Origin of the sequence: Sphingobacterium sp. T2 (assembly GCF_000814685.1) — a bacterium.
Classification (GTDB): domain Bacteria; phylum Bacteroidota; class Bacteroidia; order Sphingobacteriales; family Sphingobacteriaceae; genus Sphingobacterium; species Sphingobacterium thermophilum.
Window position 1 is genome coordinate 1 of the sequence record NZ_JXAC01000100.1, and the last position, 17472, is coordinate 17472.

Genomic DNA, 17472 nt, shown 5'->3' on the forward strand with positions numbered 1-17472 from the left:
TGAAGGAGCTATCGAAGGTAAAATCATCCATGTAGAAAAGGAAGAAAAGGAATTCGGTTTAGTAGTATCCTGTTTTATCCTTGATCTAGGTTTACGGACAAAACATTTGACAGAGATGAGTGCGGAGGAAAAAATTCCATAAGTCACCGCGCTATTGCTGTTTCCAAAATGGCTGAATTTTTAAAAGATATATAAAAATAAAGGAGCTCAATTTCGTAGAGCTCCTTTATTTTATCCCTCATCGCTGCTTTCTTCTGTTTCAATTATTATTTTCTTTTGTTTCCGTTTTTTTCTTCATTCCTTAGGAAGTTCCCTCTTTCTGTTGAGCAGGTCTTCTTTGGATTTTGGACGGTCTTGAGGACGCCAGATAAAACCTGGAAGAACTTCATTTTCAGCGTTTATCATGGTTACGGGATAAACTTTCTGATCTATGTTCTTTATGGTTATATAGTCTATGATTTTTCGGTTTTCCAGCGTTACTTTAATACGCGCGCCTCGGTCATGAAACATTTCCGTGATACGGTTGGTCCTTTCGTTGACTGAGAATACCAAGTTTTCTGCATTTCCATCCACAAACAGTTTCTCTATGTTGTTGTTTTTGAAAAATGCCGTTATTCTGCGTCCTTTAAGCTGGTTGAACTTGGTGGAGTCAGCCACAGCATTTACCATGAAAGCATTGTTGACAAGTACAGCGTTGTCCAGCTGTTGATTGACAATCTGCATATAGATGGTGTCTGCCGAAATCTGAGAGTCTTCCGCCCAAATCATAGGACGTCCCATAAAACGGAACATAGAATCTTGCATAGCGTAGAATGCCGAATCGGCTACCGCCTGCAAGTCTGACTTGTATAGACGCACATTATAGTATGCTTTTACAATACGGGTACGGGCTGTATCCGACACGGTGTAGGTGCTGTCCTTCACTTTTGGGGTCGTGTCTTCCTTCTGAGCCACACGCAACGCTTCGTTGATGACGCTATCCGCATGTCCCTCTTTAGGGATTTCAGCCTGTTGCCGTAAGATAGAGTCGGCCTTCAGGGTGTGAGCTATATGTTTACGGTCTTCATCGGGATTGAGGATAGGCGGTTTGCCGACAGGTTTGGGTGTGGTCTTTGTGACCGGCGCCTGCGTAGGCTTCACTTCTGCTGCCGCGCTGCCCTTATCCTCAATAGGAGTTCCCTCTTGAGTGGCAGGAGGCGTGTTTATGTCATCCTCATCACCATAATCTTCATCAGCATCTTCCAAGACCTGCCCTCCATTTCTGTCTAGGTTAAGGTTTAGAGGTTTATAGTCTTTGACCAATATCATCTTAGAGAACAGCGTATCGGCAGTGAGATAGGCCGAATCCACTTTGGCTTCTACCTTAATCTCTTTTGATTCATCTGTGATTTCAGAGTTTTCCTCTGTTAGAGAATGCTCTTCTATTTTCTTTTCCTTGTCCGTTTTTTTTTGTTGTTATCTTCCTTTTTTTGAATCCTTTTTATTTTCTACGGGTTTTTCTATGGGATTAGCTTGCTGTAAGGTGTCTTGCGCGGTGCTATCCTGTTCATTTTTTATGACGGTAACAATATAAGGTTTGTCCGTCATCAGAATAGACTCATCTTCGGATTTATAGACCCCTTTGCCTCCATAAGCATAGAATTTATCCAAGGTGTCCACAAAGACAACATTTCGGAAGGCTTGTCCTACGCCGGAAGCTCTGTCGTAGTAGAGACTATCGCTCTTTAGAAACTTACTTCCCTCGGTATATAGATTTTCCTTATTGAAATAGGCAACACCTGTAGCGGTATTATATACACCTCTTTCGGTATAAAGATTTTCGTTTTTATTGTCCTTTTATGTTTGTAGGGCCGAAAAAATAGGTGTTTTTTGTGATACCATTGTAGCGCATAGTGTCTGTAAACACTTTTACCGAAGGGGTACGTACCACGACCTTATGCCGAAAATAGGCATCTCCTGTGTTTTCGAAATAATACGCGTTTCGGGAAGTAATGGTATCATTTTGTGAAATAATCCTTCCACCGCCGGTATATGTTCCTATTTTCGAGCGTAGATTGTATGTAAGGTAATTGGTAGTAAGCACCGAGTTGCGGTCTTCCATCTTCACATTGCCGGTGAGCTTGGCCAGCTGTGCACTGGCATCATAGTGTAGATGGTCTGCATATATTAAGGTTCCCGATGGCTGTGTGATGACCACATTGCCGAAAGCTTCGAAAAATTCCTGACCTATTTCATTCTTATATAGGTATCCGCTGTCGGCAGTAAGGTAATTGCCCTTGTGTTCGTAAAGCGGATTATAGTTCATCATTGTCCCCAGCTTTGCATTGATGCGCGACATGTCCGAACGGACAATATTCATCTTGTCTTGTGCTCTGACCGTCTGGATTAGCAAAGCTTGTAAGACTACCAATAAGAGTAAGGATATATACTTCTTCACAAATGGCAAAAATAGTGAATTAAAAAAGCAAAAAAATGTTAACAGATAAATTTTAATGCTAAATAAAATCAATTATTAATCCTTACTTTTGAAATATGGATATACTTCAGCGATTTGAACGGTATGTGCAAGAGAATAAGCTGTTTACCAAGGAAGACAAAATCTTGGTGGCAGTGAGTGGAGGAAGGGATTCCATGCTATTGGCATGGTTGCTGTATCAGTGCCATTTTTCCATAGAGCTTGCACATTGTAATTTTCAGCTTAGGGGGGAAGAGTCGGAAATGGACGAACAGCTGGTGAGACATTTTGCTGAAGAAAATGAACTGCCTTTACATGTGATTCGTTTCGATACAACAGATTATGCCGAAAGAAATAAAGTATCCATACAGATTGCTGCTCGAGAGCTTCGCTACGAATGGTTTGGGAAGCTGAGTGAAGAGAGGGGCTGTGTTGCGATAGCCGTAGCCCATCACCTTAACGATTCGGTAGAAACGGTGCTGTTCAACCTGTCGCGTGGCACCGGACTGTTGGGCTTACAAGGTATCCTGCCAAAGAGGGAGGACAGCAAGATAGTAAGGCCGCTGCTTTTTCTTAAAAGAGAAGAAATCACTGACCTGGTAGAGCACTACCGCATTCCTTTCCGCGATGACCAGTCCAACTTCTCCAACAAGTATGCTCGCAACAGAATACGACTGGATATAATTCCGGAGTTTGAAAAGCTTAATCCCGACTTTGTGGAGGTTATGGCAGATAATATTTGCCGCTTTAGAGACAGTCTTGAAGTTCTGCAGCTTTATGCGGAAAGACTGCGAAGGGAATTGCTTATTCCCCGAGGTGCGGAAGCCTATCTTATAGAAAAGCAAAAGATAAGGTCTGTCACACTCAATGAGCTGTATTTTGTCCTAGAACCTTTCGGATTTAAGAAAAATATACTTTCTGACCTGCTGCACTCCTTAGGGAGGGAGCCGGGCAAGACATTTACTTCGGAAACGCATATCATCGTTACCGACAGAGAATATATAATCTTATCCCGACAAAAGGAAGCATTAGCTCCTGTACTTTTGACATCAGCGCAAACATTTATTAGATGGGGAAGCTTTACTTTTCAATGCGAAGTGACGAAGGACAAAACCATAGTCAAAGACAAGCACATCGCTTTGTTGGATTTTGAGAAACTAACGTTTCCTTTGACCATTCGTTCTTGGCAGGAAGGTGATTCCTTTCAACCTTTGGGGATGAAAGGAACCAAAAAGTTAAGTGATTTCTTTATCCAAAAAAAAAGTCAACGTGCTGGATAAGGAGAGAGTACCCGTAATAGTCGATGGAAACGGTGATATCATATGGGTAGCACCCTTTCAGCTAGATGATAGATTTAAAATTGAGGATAATACACAAAAAGTGTTTAAATTAGTTTGCAATTTCGCAGAGCAATGAGTCAAGATAAAATTTTTGTAGAAAGACAATATCTAGGAAGGGATATGACGTGGATCAGCGTTAAGGCTTACTTTGGCTTTATTCTGCTTCATCGTATATTACCTCAATATGGATCATCTGGCTTCGCGTCAGCTTTTCTTCATCGTAGGAAGCTCCATCATTGTGGTTTCTATCATCATGATGTATCTGGTGCATTATAAGACTGAAGTTGCTAACAACTGCATCATTCTCAGTGGTCTATGGTCCACCAGGTTGGTTAAAATAGACTTATCTTCCATTGTTACGGTAGAGAAAAAGCCTTACAGTACTTATATTTTCAATAATCCTGTTTATAACCTTCATAAAAACGGAAAAATTAGATTCTATTCTGGAGGCAAAGATGCTGTATGGCTTACCGATAAGGACGGTTTGGTGTATATCATCGGTACCCATCGACAAGAAGAGTTGTATAATGCTATTCTTAAGGCTAAATCTTAAAAAGTGTTAAGCTTTTGACTCTGACATTTCTTTGACTTTGACCGAGCAGTATTTTATTATATTTGGTTAAATCAATATAAATTCAATGAGTGCTTTATATTTCATATTAGCTGTTATTGTAGCGTATTACGTATTTAAGTTTTCTATGCGTCTGTTGTTGCCATTCGCCATGAAAAAGCTTGGCGAACACTTGATGAAGAAGGCACAGCAATCTCAGGGGGGTTATAGCTTTTACCTATACCACAGGAAATCCGTTCTCTAAGCAGAGGGAATCTCAATATAATTATCAGGACAACAAAGGTGATGTGAGGGTGGACTATGTCCCTCCACGTAAGGAAAAACGCCGTGTAGCAAAAGATGCAGGGGAGTTCATTGATTTTGAAGAGGTGAAATAATTTAGACATATACTTCAGTGTGAAGGGTTGATTGGTATCTCGCCAATCAACCTTTTTTTTGACTTATACTTTTTTTAGTTTTTACTTTGTATCTATGTGGTTGAAACAACTTTCCGTTTTGAATTTTAAGAATTACGCCGAAACTACGCTTTCCTTTATTCCGCAGGTGAATGCCTTTACGGGAGAAAATGGTGCGGGTAAGACTAACTTGTTGGATGGCATACATTACCTTTCGCTGTGCAAGTCCTATTTCAATCCCATAGACTCACAGCATATCAAAAAAGGGGAAGAACTGGTTTATGGTACAGGGAGAGTTCGACAGAGATAACAGGCAGGATGTCGTTTCCTGTAGCTTGAAACGCAATCAGAAGAAACAGTTCAAACGGAATAAGAAAGACTACCAACGTCTTGCCGACCATATAGGCTTATATCCGCTTGTGATGATATCGCCCAACGACACGCTCATCATACTTGAAGGTTCGGAGGAAAGACGTAAGTTTATGGACAATGTGATTTCACAAACGGATAACCGCTATTTGGATACGCTTATTGCTTATAACAAAATTCTGTTACAGCGAAATACCTTACTGAAAAACATCAAAGAGAAAGGCGTATTTGATATAGGGTTGTTTGAAGTGTTGAACTTGCAGCTAGTAGAAGTGGGGGAGCTCATCTATAAGAAAAGGAAAGAGTTTATGGAAGTTTTTACCCCATACTTCCGTAAGCATTATGCCTACCTTACTGAGGAGGCGGAGGAAGTGTCTTTGACCTATGAATCTCAGCTACATGGTGCAGATTTTTTTGAGCTACTTCAGAATTCTATAGAAAAGGACAGAATTCTGGAGCGTACCACTCAAGGCATTCATAAGGATGACCTGTTTTTCACTATACATGGTGAGATGCCATTGAAAAAGTTCGGCTCGCAGGGACAACAGAAATCCTTTCTTATAGCGCTAAAACTTGCACAATACACTTTCTTACAGGAGAAGAATAAGTTTAAGCCACTGCTGCTGCTGGACGACATCTTTGACAAGCTGGATGAGAAAAGAACGAAGAAGCTTATGAAGATGGTGTCCGATGACGAATTCGGACAGATATTTATCACCGATACAGATGCTGGTCGTATCCGAAAAATTTTCGATGAAATACAGCAACCTATACGTATCTTTGATATCAGAGGAGGACAAGCTCATGCTCTATAAGAAAAAAGTAGATGAAATAACCGACCCGTGATGATATCAGTATGAAGCAGGCTATAGAGAAGTGGTTAGAAGTGTATCGTCTGCGCAATAAGTTTGACGAATCCTCGGTAGCTACCTTTTGGGAACAGATTATCGGACCCTATATCGCTCGCAGAACCCAGCAAATCTATATTAAAGATAAGAAACTCTTCGTCAAGGTGGAGTCGGCCGTCGTAAAGCACGAGCTGGCACTCAATCGCCGCCAGATTATCGGAAGAGTGAACGAACATGTCGGACGCGTCATCGTCGAGGATTTCGTGATTCTATAATTTGTTAGTGTATGAAGCTTAAATACTATGCTGCGGCATTGTTTTCCTTTGTCGTGTGGGGGATTTTTAGCTTGGTGCTCAAGCCTTTGCATGATTATTCAGCCTTGGACATTCTGACCTATCGCGTAGCTTTTGCTGCCGTCCTTATTAAGTTTTTTCAGCCTTACTTTCAGAAGGAGGATAACGCTTCAAAATATACACCTTATCCGTGTACAGAAACCTTCTGTCCGTTGGAAGATGGTCGGTGTGTTGGTGATAAGTGCCGTTATGCTCGCCTTAAACTGGTATCTATTCATTTATGTGATGAATGCTGTAAGTGTCAACGCTACCTCGCTGGCGTATCTGATGTGTCCTATTCTTACCACAGTCCTTGCCAATATATTTTTGCGTGAAAGATTGAATGCAGGACAATGGTGTGCTGTGGGGTTAAGTGTGATAGCTTGCGGCATGTTGGCATATGGCCATCTGATGGATTTGATCTTTAGTCTTACCATAGCTTTATCCTATGCTATCTATCTAGTGCTGCAAAAGACTAGTCGGCAGCTGGATAAGTTTTTTACACTCACGGTACATATTCTTATCGGTGCTATGATGCTCATTCCTTTAGGATACAAGGGGGCTATAGAAACCTCACATTCCACCCTATTTTTTAGTAATGTGCTCATCATAGCCGTCTTATTTACGATAGTGCCTTTATATCTGAACATGTATGCCTTGAAGGGATTGGACTCTTCGGTGGTAGGTATATTGCTTTATATCAACCCTATCATCTCTTTTCTGTTAGGGGTATTTTATTTCCACGAGCATATCACCTTATTGCAAGGTCTCGCCTATGCGTTGATATTTTTGGTCAGTAGTGCTGTTTAATATTTTTTATTTCAAAAAGCAATTCTCCGGTCATAGCTAGCGCACAAAAAGTTATTTAGAATGTTTCCATTATTCTCTTGTTACCTCCCTATGATAATAGGGGGTTTTTTTGCATTGCCATAATGCCTATGTTTGTGGCTTTTACGTATTTTATTAAAATATTGGAAATAAACATATTATCATGATTGTAGATTTAGAGCCGAAAGACAATAGCCGACTGTATAAGACAGGAATTATCCAGCAGACAGCTTATTGGTCTACGGTTAAGAAGATGCAAGGTATAGATACTGTGTCCTACAATTTTAAGAGTAAGGCCAAGGATCTTTATGGTCATGGACAGGAAGACACCTTCATCGTGGGCGATGTACTCATCATGCTCCAGCACCTAGATGATGAACATTGTATCGCCTATGTCCCTTATGGACCTGAGATAGAACCTTGTGAAGAACAGCAGGGATATTTTTTGGAGCAGCTGTCGGAAGCTTTACGGTACTATCTTCCAAAGAGCTGTATCATGATACGTTACGATTTGTCGTGGCAGTCCCAATGGGCTAATGAGGATGATTGTTATGATTTACATGGAAACTGGATAGGTCTGCCATCTAAGAGGGTGCAGGAGATGCGGCTAAATTTCAGTACGGAAAATGGTAATCTGCACAAGGCCAACACAGACATCTTACCATCCAATACATTGTTTATGAATCTCAGGGAAAGTGAAGATGTGCTGTTAGGAAATATGAAACCCAAGACACGTTATAATATCAATCTTGCTCGCCGTAAGGGTGTTGTCATACAGTTCTTGGGGTTGGAGAGTTTGGAAGTGTGGTACGATCTGTACCGACAGACGGCCATGCGCAATAACTTTTTCTTGCACGATATCAACTATTTTAGGATAGTGCTATCTGCCAAGACCAATAATACCGCTTCGCCGGCAGATGTCTATCTGTTGGTGGCTTCCGTGGAGGAAAAACCATTGGCCGCTATGTTTTTGGTGATTTCCGCCAATAGAGCTACTTATCTTTACGGGGCTTCGTCTTCCGAAAACCGCAACCTTATGGGAACCTATGCCTTGCAATGGAGAGCCATGCAGTTTGCAAAAGAAAAAGGCTGTACAGAATACGACTTTTTCGGTATCTCGCCTGATGCCGATCCTTCTCACCCCATGTACGGGCTGTATCGTTTCAAGACAGGGTTTGGGGGGAGGATATCGCATCAGATGGGATGTTGGGATTACCCGCTAGACAAATCCAAATACGCCTACTACAGCGCCATGGAGTTCCAAAATCAGAGTTATCATATATAAAAAAGGCTTGCCACCGGCAAGCCTTTCACTTATAAATATTGTTCTAAATTTCCTTTGCCTTCACGAAGAATTTCAAACTCTCCGGAGGTCACATCCACGACCGTAGAAGGTATATTGTCACCATAGCCGCCGTCGATAACAAGGTCTACCTTATCTCTGTACTTTTCATAAATCAATTCCGGGTCAGTAGAGTACTCAATGATCTCATCTTCATCGTGAATGGATGTCGTCACAATAGGGTTGCCTAACTGTTTAACAATCTCTCGGATGATGTTGTTATCCGGAATACGGATACCTACCGTTTTTTTCTTCGAGCTCAACAGTTTAGGTACTTGGCCACTGGCATTGAAGATAAAGGTGAAGGGTCCCGGAAGAGCTTTTTTCAACACTCTAAATACTGTAGTGTCAAAAGGCTTTGTATATTGTGAGATATCTGTCAAATCGTAGCAGATGAAAGACAGCGAGGTTTTATCGGTTTTGATGCCACGGATCTGACAAACCCTTTCTACGGCCTTTTGGTTAGTTATATCACAGCCTATACCGTACACCGTATCGGTAGGGTAGATGATTACACCTCCTTTTTTCAGGATTTCTACCGCTTGGTCTATAGCTTTAGGATTCGGGTTCTCATTATAGATTTTTACCAACATAGGCTACGCATTAAGATGAACCATTCATTACAGGTTGTATGAAAACAACAACAGCCAAAATATTTTGTTTTGGCTGTTGCGTATATTTTAGAATTCTGCATTTTTCGGAGTTCGTGGGAAAGGAATAACATCACGAATGTTGGTCATTCCTGTGGTGAATAATACCAATCGCTCGAAGCCAACTCCAAAACCTGAGTGAGGAACAGAACCGAAACGGCGTGTATCTAAAAACCATTGCATTTCTTCTTCTGGAATTCCCACTTCAGCCATGCGGGCCAACAGCTTGTCTAAGTTTTCTTCACGTTGTGAACCGCCGACCATCTCCCCAATACCTGGGAACAGAATGTCCATAGCACGTACGGTCTGACGTCCGTTTTCGTCCACTTCGTTTTGTTTCATATAGAAGGACTTGATCTCACGAGGGTAGTCCGTGATGATTACCGGCTTTTTGAAGTGTTTCTCCACCAAATATCTTTCGTGTTCAGACTGAAGGTCGGCACCCCAACCTTCGATCAGGTATTTGAACTGTTTCTTTTGATTTGGTTTTGATTTTTTCAAAATCTCTATAGCTTCGGTATAGGTGATACGCTCGAATTTGTTTTCCAATACAAAGTTGAGCTTTTCTATGAGGTTAAGTTCTGAGCGTTCGTTTTGCGGTTTAGACTTTTCTTCTTCCAACAGGCGGTTTTTAAGGAATTCGATTTCCTCAGGGCAAGTGTCTAAAGCGTATTTGATGACATATTTCAACAAGTCTTCCGCCAGATCCATGTTGTCTTCCAACTCATAGAATGCCATTTCCGGCTCTATCATCCAGAATTCTGCCAAGTGGCGTGTGGTATTGGAATTTTCTGCACGGAATGTAGGGCCGAAAGTATAGATGTTGCCGAATGCTAGAGCGGCAAGTTCTCCTTCCAGCTGTCCCGATACGGTAAGGTTTGTCGAACGCCCGAAGAAGTCTTCTTTGAAATCTACTTCTCCTTCCGGTGTAAGAGGAGGATTTTTGAGATCTAGAGTTGTTACTCTGAACATCTCGCCGGCACCTTCCGCATCTGAACCCGTAATGATAGGAGAGTGGAAGTACACGAAGTCTCGGTCTTGGAAGAATTTGTGGATGGCGAACGCCAACGCATTACGTACCTTGAAGACAGCGTTGAATGTTGTCGTACGAAGACGAAGGTGCGCGATTTCGCGCAAGAACTCTAAGCTGTGCTTCTTAGGTTGTAGAGGATATTTTTCCGGATCAGAATCTCCCAGAATAGATACTTCGGAAGCCTTAACCTCCACGCGCTGACCTTTTCCCAAAGATTCTACCAATTGTCCTTTGACACGTACTGCCGCACCGGTAGTGATTCTTTTTAGAATATGTTCAGGTGTATTCTCGTAGTCAATAACAGCTTGTATATTGTTGATAGAAGAACCGTCGTTGATGGCTATGAATTGGTTGTTACGAAAGGTTTTTACCCATCCTTTTACAACAACTTCTTTTCCTAATTCTTCAGATTTTAGTAGCTCTTTAATGCGTGTATGTTCCATTTTAATGTATCAGGAATTTATATAATGCTATGTATTGTAAGATTACAAAAATACGCTATTCTGTTGGCTTATAAAAGCCTAATTGTATTGTTTTTAGTAGAAAAATGTTCTCAGAATGAGGTTTAAGAGTGAATGCTGCTGCAATGTCAAACTTATTCTCGGATTGATTGTTTGATTAATATATCATAGCCTCATTCAGCAACAAGATGAGTAGCATATTATTCATAATTTCCATCATTCTTCTGTTTCTTCATTTTCTTCCCTTTGTTAAAAATCAGCATTGGTTTTTTCGTATACCGGATTTTATCCGACCTCAACTACTATTTTTTCAGTTGCTCTGCTTGATTGGGGTGTTATATTTCTGGAAGGATATAGCTACCCTATTCTGACTACTGCATTGTTGTTGGTTTGTCTTGGTTATAATGCGTATGTTTTTGTGCGTTTCACCAAGTTTTGGCGATCCAATAGACATAAAGCTTCGAAGCAGCACTCAGCCCATGTGAAAGTAATCTCTGTAAATGTCTATCAATATAATAAGGAGTATCACAGACTGATAGAGCTAATACGTCGAGAGCAACCCGACATCCTGCTGACTATGGAGAGTAACCAAGACTGGGAAGAGGCCCTACAAGAGTTAAAGGATACGTTTTCGTACTTTGAGGAAGTAGCGTTGGAAAATACATACGGTATGCATTTCTATACAAAACTGAAAGTGCATCGGCTCCAGGTCCATTATTTTGTTTCTGACGACCTGCCGAGTATAGAAGCGGAGCTGGAGACAGCGGATGGCTACAGGTTTGTATTTTTCGGGGTGCATCCTCCTCCGCCCAGTCCTACCGAGGAAGAGACATCCAAAGAAAGAGATGGTGACCTGCTGAGTGTAGCCAAGCGGGTGCGGCAAAGTAAGCATCCGGTAATCATTACGGGTGATTTCAATACCGTGGCTTGGTCAAGGATTTCGGTGCTTTTCAAGAAAGCTAGCGGGTTGATTGACGCACGCTACGGGCGTGGATATTTGGCGACTTTTCATGCCAAATACTGGTTTTTCCGTATTCCATTAGATTTGCTATTCCACAGTGCTGAGGTGTTTGTGGAAAAGTTGCGCATATTACCCGCCATCGGTTCGGATCATTTTCCTATCTGTTGTACATTTTATATCGATAAAATCAATGAAGAGCAGAAGGAAGATGTAAAGCATTTGGATCGGAAAGAAAAAGAAGAGGTGGATGATTTGATAGCAGAAGGGAAGGAAGAAGAAAGTGACAGCCGATAAAAATTGCTTCCCTAATAGACATAAAGTATGGTTTCTTATATCTTATGTTTTCTTAGGGAAGTCAATTTCAAACAATTATTGCACTGTTTATTATTTGGCTAAATATCCGCCGTCCACAGGATAATAGGAGCCTGTGACGAAAGAAGATTTGTCGGAAGCTAACCAAAGGGCCAATTCGGCAACCTCTTCAGGTTTACCTAAGCGCTGCATAGCATGTTGGGTTTCTAAGTAAGCCAAGGCATCTTTATCCAAGGCATTATCCACTAGTGGTGTAGAGATGAATCCAGGACCTATGGCATTGATGCGCACTCCTTTAGTGCCATATTCCCATCCTGCAGTTTTAGTCAATCCTACAACACCGTGTTTTGCTGCTACGTATGCCGAAGAATTAGCGAAGCCTACCTGACCTAGAATGGAAGCTATATTGATTATACTACCTCCGACTTTTTCTATTTCAGGAAGCTGGTAATGCATGCCGTAGAATACGCCGTTAAGATTGATGTCTATAACTTTTTTCCAACTTTCGATTTTCATCTCTCCTACGGTAGCGGCCTCACCACCAATGCCTGCATTATTTACGGCAATATGTAGGGCGCCGAACTTTTCCACGGCTGTGTCTACAAGTTTTTTATTATCTTCAGGTGATGCAGAATCCGCCTTCACGAATACCGCTACATCACTACCTAATTCCTTAATAACCTTGTTGCCTAATTCTTCATTTAAGTCGCTGATGACAACTTTAGCACCTTCTTTAACAAAAAGGGTGGCGATGGCTTTGCCGATACCGGAAGCACCTCCTGTAACGATGGCCACTTTATTTTCTAATTGTTTCATAACTAATCCTTTTAAGTTAGCACAAGTTACGATTTGTGGCGCAAGAAAAGTGTGACCAATGTTTCAAAAAAGAATGATTTACAATAAAAGAAGCCTTAAACTTAGTAGTTTAAGGCCCATTGCTAGAAAGATTAGCCTTTTATATTTTTTATGAAGGCAGGGATATTCTCAAGATAATCTTCTTCCGCTAGGAGTTTTACGAAAGCAGAGCCAACGATGGCTCCATTGGCATAAGTCGTGGCTTTGCGGAATGTTTCATGGTTGGAGATTCCGAATCCAATGATGAAAGGATTTTTCAAATCCATGTCTTTGATACGTTTGAAATAAGCTTCTGCTTGATCTTTGACTTCCAGGTTTTTACCCGTCGTAGCGTTTGACGAAAGTAGGTAGATGAAGTTTGTCGACAGCTCGTCGATCTTGCGTATCCGTTCTTCCGAAGTTTGTGGTGTCACTAGGAAAATATTGCTGATGCCATACTCCTCGAAGGTGTTTTTATACAGCTCTTCGTACTCGTACATCGGTAGGTCGGGGATGATAGTTCCGTTTACCCCTACTTCTTTGCAGGCTTTACAGAAGTTTTCCACGCCATACTGTAAAACAGGATTGACATAGCCCATCAGGTAGACAGGGATGCTTACCTGCTTGCGTAAGTCTTTAAGTTGTTCGAACAGAACTTTTAGTGTCATTCCATTTTTCAAGGCTATTTCCGAAGCATGCTGTATGGTAGGGCCATCGGCCACCGGATCAGAATAAGGAAATCCTATTTCCAAAAAATCAGCACCAGCATCTTCCAACGCTTTGGCAATACGTACTGTACTGTCCAGTGTAGGATAGCCCGCCGTAAAATATATGGACAATAATCCGTTTGAATGTTTATTTATTCTCATTGTCTTTAAGATGTAAACGTTTTCAGTGATGAGGGTAAGAGCGTATCAAGGTTTGATCTGATAACTTTTGTCCATCATCACTTACAGACCAAAATACTTCATGTAATTATCCAAATCTTTGTCACCACGTCCGGAAAGACAGATTACTACCGTCTCTCCACCCATAAACTCCATCTTTTCCAGATGCGCTAAGGCGTGGGAACTTTCTATGGCCGGGATGATTCCTTCCAGCTGTGTAAGACGCAGACCTGCCTGCATAGCTTCGTCGTCCGTGGCGGATACATATTCTCCACGTCCCGATTTAAACAGCCATGCGTGCTGTGGGCCTATGCCAGGATAATCCAGCCCTGCAGAGATGGAGTATGGTTCTATCACCTGTCCGTCATCGGTCTGCATCACAATCTGCCGGCTTCCGTGGAGCACTCCTTCTTTGCCTAGGGCGGTGGTGGCGGCACTTTTGCCTGAGTGTACGCCTAATCCTGCTGCTTCTACGGCAATGATTTTTACCTGCTCATCATCCAAAAAATGATAGAACATGCCTGCTGCATTGGAACCTCCTCCTACACAAGCCATCACAATATCTGGCGTTTCTTTGCCGGTCTTTTCTAATAGTTGCTTTCTCGTTTCCGCAGAGATGATGGATTGGAAACGTGCTACCATGTCCGGATATGGGTGGGGGCCTACTACAGAGCCGATGATGTAGTGGGTATCCACAGGATTGTTGATCCAGTCGCGAAGTGCCTCATTGGTAGCATCTTTCAGGGTTTTACTGCCCGATGTTGCTGGCACTACCGTAGCTCCCATCATCTTCATACGTGGCACATTGGGTGCCTGCCGCTTGATATCTATTTCTCCCATATACACTACACATTCCAGTCCCATCAGCGCACATACTGTAGCTGTGGCCACACCATGCTGTCCTGCTCCCGTTTCGGCGATGATACGTTTTTTACCAAGACGTTTAGCTAATAAAATCTGTCCTATAGTGTTGTTAATTTTATGTGCTCCCGTATGGTTGAGGTCTTCACGTTTTAAATATATGTTGGCGCCATAGCGTTCAGACAGACGTTTGGCATGATACAGGGGAGAAGGTCTGCCCACATAGTCTTTTAGCAGTTGTTCGAACTCTTCCTTAAAAGAAGGGTCTTCCATAATCTGACAAATAATTTTTTTGCAGCTCTTCAACGTTTGGGTACAGCATTTCGGGGATGTAAGCTCCACCGAATGGTCCGTAATAGCCTCTGCTGTCTACTTGATACTTGCTCATTTTATGATCGTGATTGCTTGTGTTAACAAATCTATATTTTTAATTCCCGGCTCTATTTCAAATTTTGAATTCAAATCAAAGCCATATAATCTTTCATCTTCAAAACGGCAGGCTTCCACTAGGCTGTCCGTGGACAGACCTCCGCTCAGCCAATAAGGAGTATGGTAAGGATAGCTTTTGAGAACCTCCCAGTCGAAGGAAAGGCCTGTTCCACCGTAGTGCTTGCTCTTGGTGTCAAAAAGAAAATAATCCACCTTGCCTATATAAGGAGCCACGGCGGCCCAGTCGAAATCTTCGTCAATGCCGAAAGCTTTGAAGGTGCAGAGTCCCGCTTGCCCTATTTGTGCACAGAACTCTGGCGATTCATTGCCATGAAGCTGTACTACCTGTAAGTCGAAATCCTTGACTTTATTAAGGATTTCTTCTTTGGTGGCATTGACAAATACACCTACTTTTTGTATAGAAGAAGGAAGGGTGCAGCTTGGCCGTTGTGCAACATATCGCGGCGACTTAGGGTAGAAGATAAAACCTACGTAATCTATAGGTAATGCACCAAGCTCCTCTATGTTGTTAGCCTCGCGCATTCCACAGACCTTTATTTTGCGTTTCCTATTCATCAGTCGTTAAAAAGTCATTACTAGTTCCAATTTTTGATTCTTCAGGTGGCAAACCCAAATGGTTATATTTTTATCAATTTCTTCAAACTATCTAATGCTTTTAACCCTAGCAGAGAGGCTTCGGCTTCGTAATAACAGTCACCAAATGACTTCTCTAGATGGAATGTCTTAATGGCAAATGCCGCATTGGTGAGTACGACGTTGTTTTGGGTGTCATTCCCCTTACCTTCGATGATGGTTTTGAAAATTTTTGCCGCCTCTTCCACGTTGTCGCCGCCGGCCAACTCTTCTGCACGTACAGGTGTGAAGCCTAAATCTTCCACGGTAAAATAATGTTCGCCCTGATTAGTGATAACTTTGAAATCTCCGGTGAGCGAGATTTCGTCATATCCATCCAATGCATGTATAATGCTATATTGCTTGTCAGTATTCTGATAGAGATAGCCGTAAAGACGGGCAAGTTCTAGAGAGAAAACGCCTACGGACTGAAAGCGTGGATTGGCGGGGTTGGTCAACGGCCCCAGCATGTTGAAGAATGTCTTTACACCTAAAGCGCGACGGATAGGCGCTACGGTCTTCATAGCAGGATGGAAGAGAGGAGCATGCAAGAAACATATGTTGGCTTCATCGAGCTGCCTTTGTAATGTTGGTTTGTCGTTGGTAAATTGATAGCCTAGGTACTCCATGACATTTGAGGATCCACATCCGGAAGAGACTCCCACATTGCCGTGCTTGGCAACCTTGTATCCAGCACCGGCCACGACAAATGATGCTAAAGTGGATATGTTAAACGTATTTTTGCCGTCACCACCTGTGCCACACATGTCAATAAGGTCGTAGCCGTCGAAATCCATCTTCAAGCACAGGTCGTACATGGCATCACGAAAGCCACCCAGCTCTTCCACCCGTATGCTGCGCATGCCATACGCTGTCATAAAGGCTGCAATCTGGTGCGAATCGTATTTGCCTGTAGCAATATTCGTCAAGATTTCATAAGCCTCCTTGCGACTGAAGGATTTATATTCAAATAAATGTCTAAGAATTTCTTTCATAATAAAAATCGATTGATAGGATGCCAAACAAAAAGGCTCACCATTTTATTGGCAAGCCTCTTATATTGTGATTGTAATCAAACTCAGCAATAGGGATTGCCACAACATCAACTGTTGTGCCACCACCAAGCGTTATTTGATACAAATGCGTTCATCTCTAAATTGTTGTTAACAAATATCAATTATCTTTTTAAAAATGTCAAGGGTTTTTATAAAAAATTAATGAGATGTTATTTTTTATTTCTTTTGGTCAACATAGCGTTGTGTTGCTTTCTGAAAAATAAATCACACTACAAGTTAGTGTTCTATAAAAGGTATAGATTGGGATAGAAGAGTTTCTTTAATATAACACGAAATGTGCTTTGTTATAACCCTTGGAGACGAGGGTGAAGGAGGCTATTTTGTCTTTTTCGACGTATAATGCTAATAGGTGACGCCCTCTATATTTTAAGAAATAGATATTATCGCTGTTCAGGCCTTCGAGATCAATATCTTTAATTTCTTTTCGCGGCATCTGCGCGTAAGGAATATATTGTATGTCTTCTATATTTTTGGTCATAAGGTTGATGCGTATTTCTTCTAAGCTAGCCTCTAGATAGTCGTATAATTCCTCTCCAGGGTTGTTTACCTGTACGTACTGACTGAGCACTACGTCTGCACGTTTGTTTTCATTCGCCAGTTCGGCAATAAACTGTTTAATAAGCTGCAGGTCGTCCAGTTTGTTGCTCACGGTATCCTGTCCGAAGAGTGTGATGCTTTGCAAGAAGAGAAGAAAAGTAAATAGAAGTCTCATGATTATGATTTTTATATACGACTGTAGGAAATCCACAAAAGATTAAACAGTGAATACGGAARAGATAGATAAACGTCAAATTTTAAGAAGAAATGAATGTTTTGCCTTTTCTATTAAGCGTCATTCAGTTTTAGTTCTTAAAA

The 17472-nt window shown here is 41.7% G+C and carries 19 protein-coding genes and 1 pseudogene; 9 read left to right on the plus strand and 11 right to left on the minus strand.

Annotated elements, in window-relative coordinates:
• Nucleotides 1-294 precede the first annotated feature (294 nt).
• The 3 genes from SD31_RS18840 to SD31_RS18850 form a co-directional block, all read right to left on the minus strand.
• Nucleotides 295-1350 (minus strand): hypothetical protein, encoded by a 1056-nt coding sequence (locus tag SD31_RS18840; RefSeq protein WP_231561305.1) that lies wholly within the window; start codon nt 1348-1350, stop codon nt 295-297.
• Nucleotides 1351-1455: 105 nt separating this feature from the next.
• Nucleotides 1456-1659, minus strand: coding sequence for a hypothetical protein (locus tag SD31_RS18845; RefSeq protein WP_231561306.1), 204 nt, complete (start codon nt 1657-1659; stop codon nt 1456-1458).
• A 166-nt stretch (nt 1660-1825) separates the two neighbouring features.
• The gene (locus SD31_RS18850) at nt 1826-2437 is read right to left on the minus strand and encodes an OstA-like protein (protein WP_052258764.1); all 612 of its coding nucleotides are present in this window, start codon (nt 2435-2437) and stop codon (nt 1826-1828) included.
• 95 nt (nt 2438-2532) lie between these two features.
• Between SD31_RS18850 and tilS the strand changes: the two genes are divergently transcribed.
• The 8 genes from tilS (at nt 2533) to SD31_RS07630 (ending at nt 8423) form a co-directional block, all read left to right on the plus strand.
• Nucleotides 2533-3735 carry a tRNA lysidine(34) synthetase TilS gene (tilS, locus tag SD31_RS07605; RefSeq protein WP_052258765.1) on the plus strand — a complete coding sequence of 401 codons (1203 nt, stop codon included), beginning with the start codon at nt 2533-2535 and terminating at the stop codon, nt 3733-3735.
• A 244-nt stretch (nt 3736-3979) separates the two neighbouring features.
• Complete coding sequence (locus SD31_RS07610) at nt 3980-4348, plus strand: hypothetical protein (protein ID WP_316929808.1); 369 nt, start codon at nt 3980-3982, stop codon at nt 4346-4348.
• A 305-nt stretch (nt 4349-4653) separates the two neighbouring features.
• Nucleotides 4654-4743 carry a DUF4834 family protein gene (locus SD31_RS18855; protein WP_231561307.1) on the plus strand — a complete coding sequence of 30 codons (90 nt, stop codon included), beginning with the start codon at nt 4654-4656 and terminating at the stop codon, nt 4741-4743.
• Nucleotides 4744-4861: 118 nt separating this feature from the next.
• Nucleotides 4862-5071, plus strand: a complete 210-nt coding sequence (locus SD31_RS20800; RefSeq protein WP_316929809.1) for an AAA family ATPase — start codon at nt 4862-4864, stop codon at nt 5069-5071.
• Nucleotides 5043-5945, plus strand: coding sequence for a DNA replication/repair protein RecF (gene recF / locus SD31_RS07615; RefSeq protein WP_316929810.1), 903 nt, complete (start codon nt 5043-5045; stop codon nt 5943-5945). Before SD31_RS20800 ends, recF begins: the two co-directional genes overlap by 29 nt.
• Before the next feature lie 41 nt (nt 5946-5986).
• Nucleotides 5987-6253 carry a DUF721 domain-containing protein gene (locus SD31_RS07620; RefSeq protein ID WP_039053695.1) on the plus strand — a complete coding sequence of 89 codons (267 nt, stop codon included), beginning with the start codon at nt 5987-5989 and terminating at the stop codon, nt 6251-6253.
• A gap of 132 nt (nt 6254-6385) precedes the next feature.
• Nucleotides 6386-7120: an EamA family transporter gene (locus SD31_RS07625; protein ID WP_156138267.1), complete on the plus strand. Its 735-nt coding sequence runs from the start codon at nt 6386-6388 to the stop codon at nt 7118-7120.
• 181 nt (nt 7121-7301) lie between these two features.
• The gene (locus SD31_RS07630) at nt 7302-8423 is read left to right on the plus strand and encodes a lipid II:glycine glycyltransferase FemX (protein ID WP_039053696.1); all 1122 of its coding nucleotides are present in this window, start codon (nt 7302-7304) and stop codon (nt 8421-8423) included.
• A gap of 29 nt (nt 8424-8452) precedes the next feature.
• On the opposite strand, the gene SD31_RS07635 is transcribed toward SD31_RS07630, so the two are convergent.
• Entirely contained in the window at nt 8453-9073 is a 621-nt protein-coding gene (locus tag SD31_RS07635; RefSeq protein WP_039053697.1) for an L-threonylcarbamoyladenylate synthase, read from the minus strand.
• Nucleotides 9074-9160: 87 nt separating this feature from the next.
• Nucleotides 9161-10606 (minus strand): asparagine--tRNA ligase, encoded by a 1446-nt coding sequence (gene asnS, locus SD31_RS07640; protein ID WP_039053698.1) that lies wholly within the window; start codon nt 10604-10606, stop codon nt 9161-9163.
• 400 nt (nt 10607-11006) lie between these two features.
• Here asnS and SD31_RS07645 point away from each other — a divergent pair, with 400 nt between their 5' ends.
• Nucleotides 11007-11879: an endonuclease/exonuclease/phosphatase family protein gene (locus tag SD31_RS07645; RefSeq protein WP_039053703.1), complete on the plus strand. Its 873-nt coding sequence runs from the start codon at nt 11007-11009 to the stop codon at nt 11877-11879.
• Nucleotides 11880-11969: 90 nt separating this feature from the next.
• On the opposite strand, the gene SD31_RS07650 is transcribed toward SD31_RS07645, so the two are convergent.
• From SD31_RS07650 to SD31_RS07675, 6 genes and pseudogenes are all read right to left on the minus strand, one after another.
• Nucleotides 11970-12713: an SDR family NAD(P)-dependent oxidoreductase gene (locus SD31_RS07650; protein ID WP_039053699.1), complete on the minus strand. Its 744-nt coding sequence runs from the start codon at nt 12711-12713 to the stop codon at nt 11970-11972.
• A gap of 131 nt (nt 12714-12844) precedes the next feature.
• Nucleotides 12845-13600 (minus strand): tryptophan synthase subunit alpha, encoded by a 756-nt coding sequence (trpA, locus tag SD31_RS07655; protein ID WP_039053700.1) that lies wholly within the window; start codon nt 13598-13600, stop codon nt 12845-12847.
• Between the two features lie 81 nt (nt 13601-13681).
• Nucleotides 13682-14867 (minus strand): annotated as a pseudogene (gene trpB, locus SD31_RS07660) (tryptophan synthase subunit beta).
• Nucleotides 14864-15484: a phosphoribosylanthranilate isomerase gene (locus tag SD31_RS07665; RefSeq protein ID WP_039053701.1), complete on the minus strand. Its 621-nt coding sequence runs from the start codon at nt 15482-15484 to the stop codon at nt 14864-14866. The pseudogene trpB and the gene SD31_RS07665 overlap by 4 nt, the downstream one beginning before the upstream one ends.
• A gap of 62 nt (nt 15485-15546) precedes the next feature.
• A complete protein-coding gene (trpD, locus tag SD31_RS07670; protein ID WP_039053702.1) occupies nt 15547-16536 on the minus strand; it encodes an anthranilate phosphoribosyltransferase in 990 nt (329 codons plus the stop codon).
• Between the two features lie 340 nt (nt 16537-16876).
• Complete coding sequence (locus SD31_RS07675) at nt 16877-17329, minus strand: hypothetical protein (protein WP_156138268.1); 453 nt, start codon at nt 17327-17329, stop codon at nt 16877-16879.
• Nucleotides 17330-17472 lie beyond the last annotated feature (143 nt).

Bases quoted from the DNA above. Each gene is read 5' to 3' on its own strand.
- tilS (WP_052258765.1), top strand. From the start codon at position 2,533: ATGGATATACTTCAGCGATTTGAACGGTATGTGCAAGAGAATAAGCTG.
- SD31_RS07610 (WP_316929808.1), top strand. From the start codon at position 3,980: ATGGATCATCTGGCTTCGCGTCAGCTTTTCTTCATCGTAGGAAGCTCC.
- recF (WP_316929810.1), top strand. From the start codon at position 5,043: ATGGTACAGGGAGAGTTCGACAGAGATAACAGGCAGGATGTCGTTTCC.
- SD31_RS07620 (WP_039053695.1), top strand. From the start codon at position 5,987: ATGAAGCAGGCTATAGAGAAGTGGTTAGAAGTGTATCGTCTGCGCAAT.
- SD31_RS07630 (WP_039053696.1), top strand. From the start codon at position 7,302: ATGATTGTAGATTTAGAGCCGAAAGACAATAGCCGACTGTATAAGACA.
- SD31_RS07635 (WP_039053697.1), bottom strand. From the start codon at position 9,073: ATGTTGGTAAAAATCTATAATGAGAACCCGAATCCTAAAGCTATAGAC.
- asnS (WP_039053698.1), bottom strand. From the start codon at position 10,606: ATGGAACATACACGCATTAAAGAGCTACTAAAATCTGAAGAATTAGGA.
- SD31_RS07650 (WP_039053699.1), bottom strand. From the start codon at position 12,713: ATGAAACAATTAGAAAATAAAGTGGCCATCGTTACAGGAGGTGCTTCC.
- trpA (WP_039053700.1), bottom strand. From the start codon at position 13,600: ATGAGAATAAATAAACATTCAAACGGATTATTGTCCATATATTTTACG.
- SD31_RS07665 (WP_039053701.1), bottom strand. From the start codon at position 15,484: ATGAATAGGAAACGCAAAATAAAGGTCTGTGGAATGCGCGAGGCTAAC.
- trpD (WP_039053702.1), bottom strand. From the start codon at position 16,536: ATGAAAGAAATTCTTAGACATTTATTTGAATATAAATCCTTCAGTCGC.
- SD31_RS07675 (WP_156138268.1), bottom strand. From the start codon at position 17,329: ATGAGACTTCTATTTACTTTTCTTCTCTTCTTGCAAAGCATCACACTC.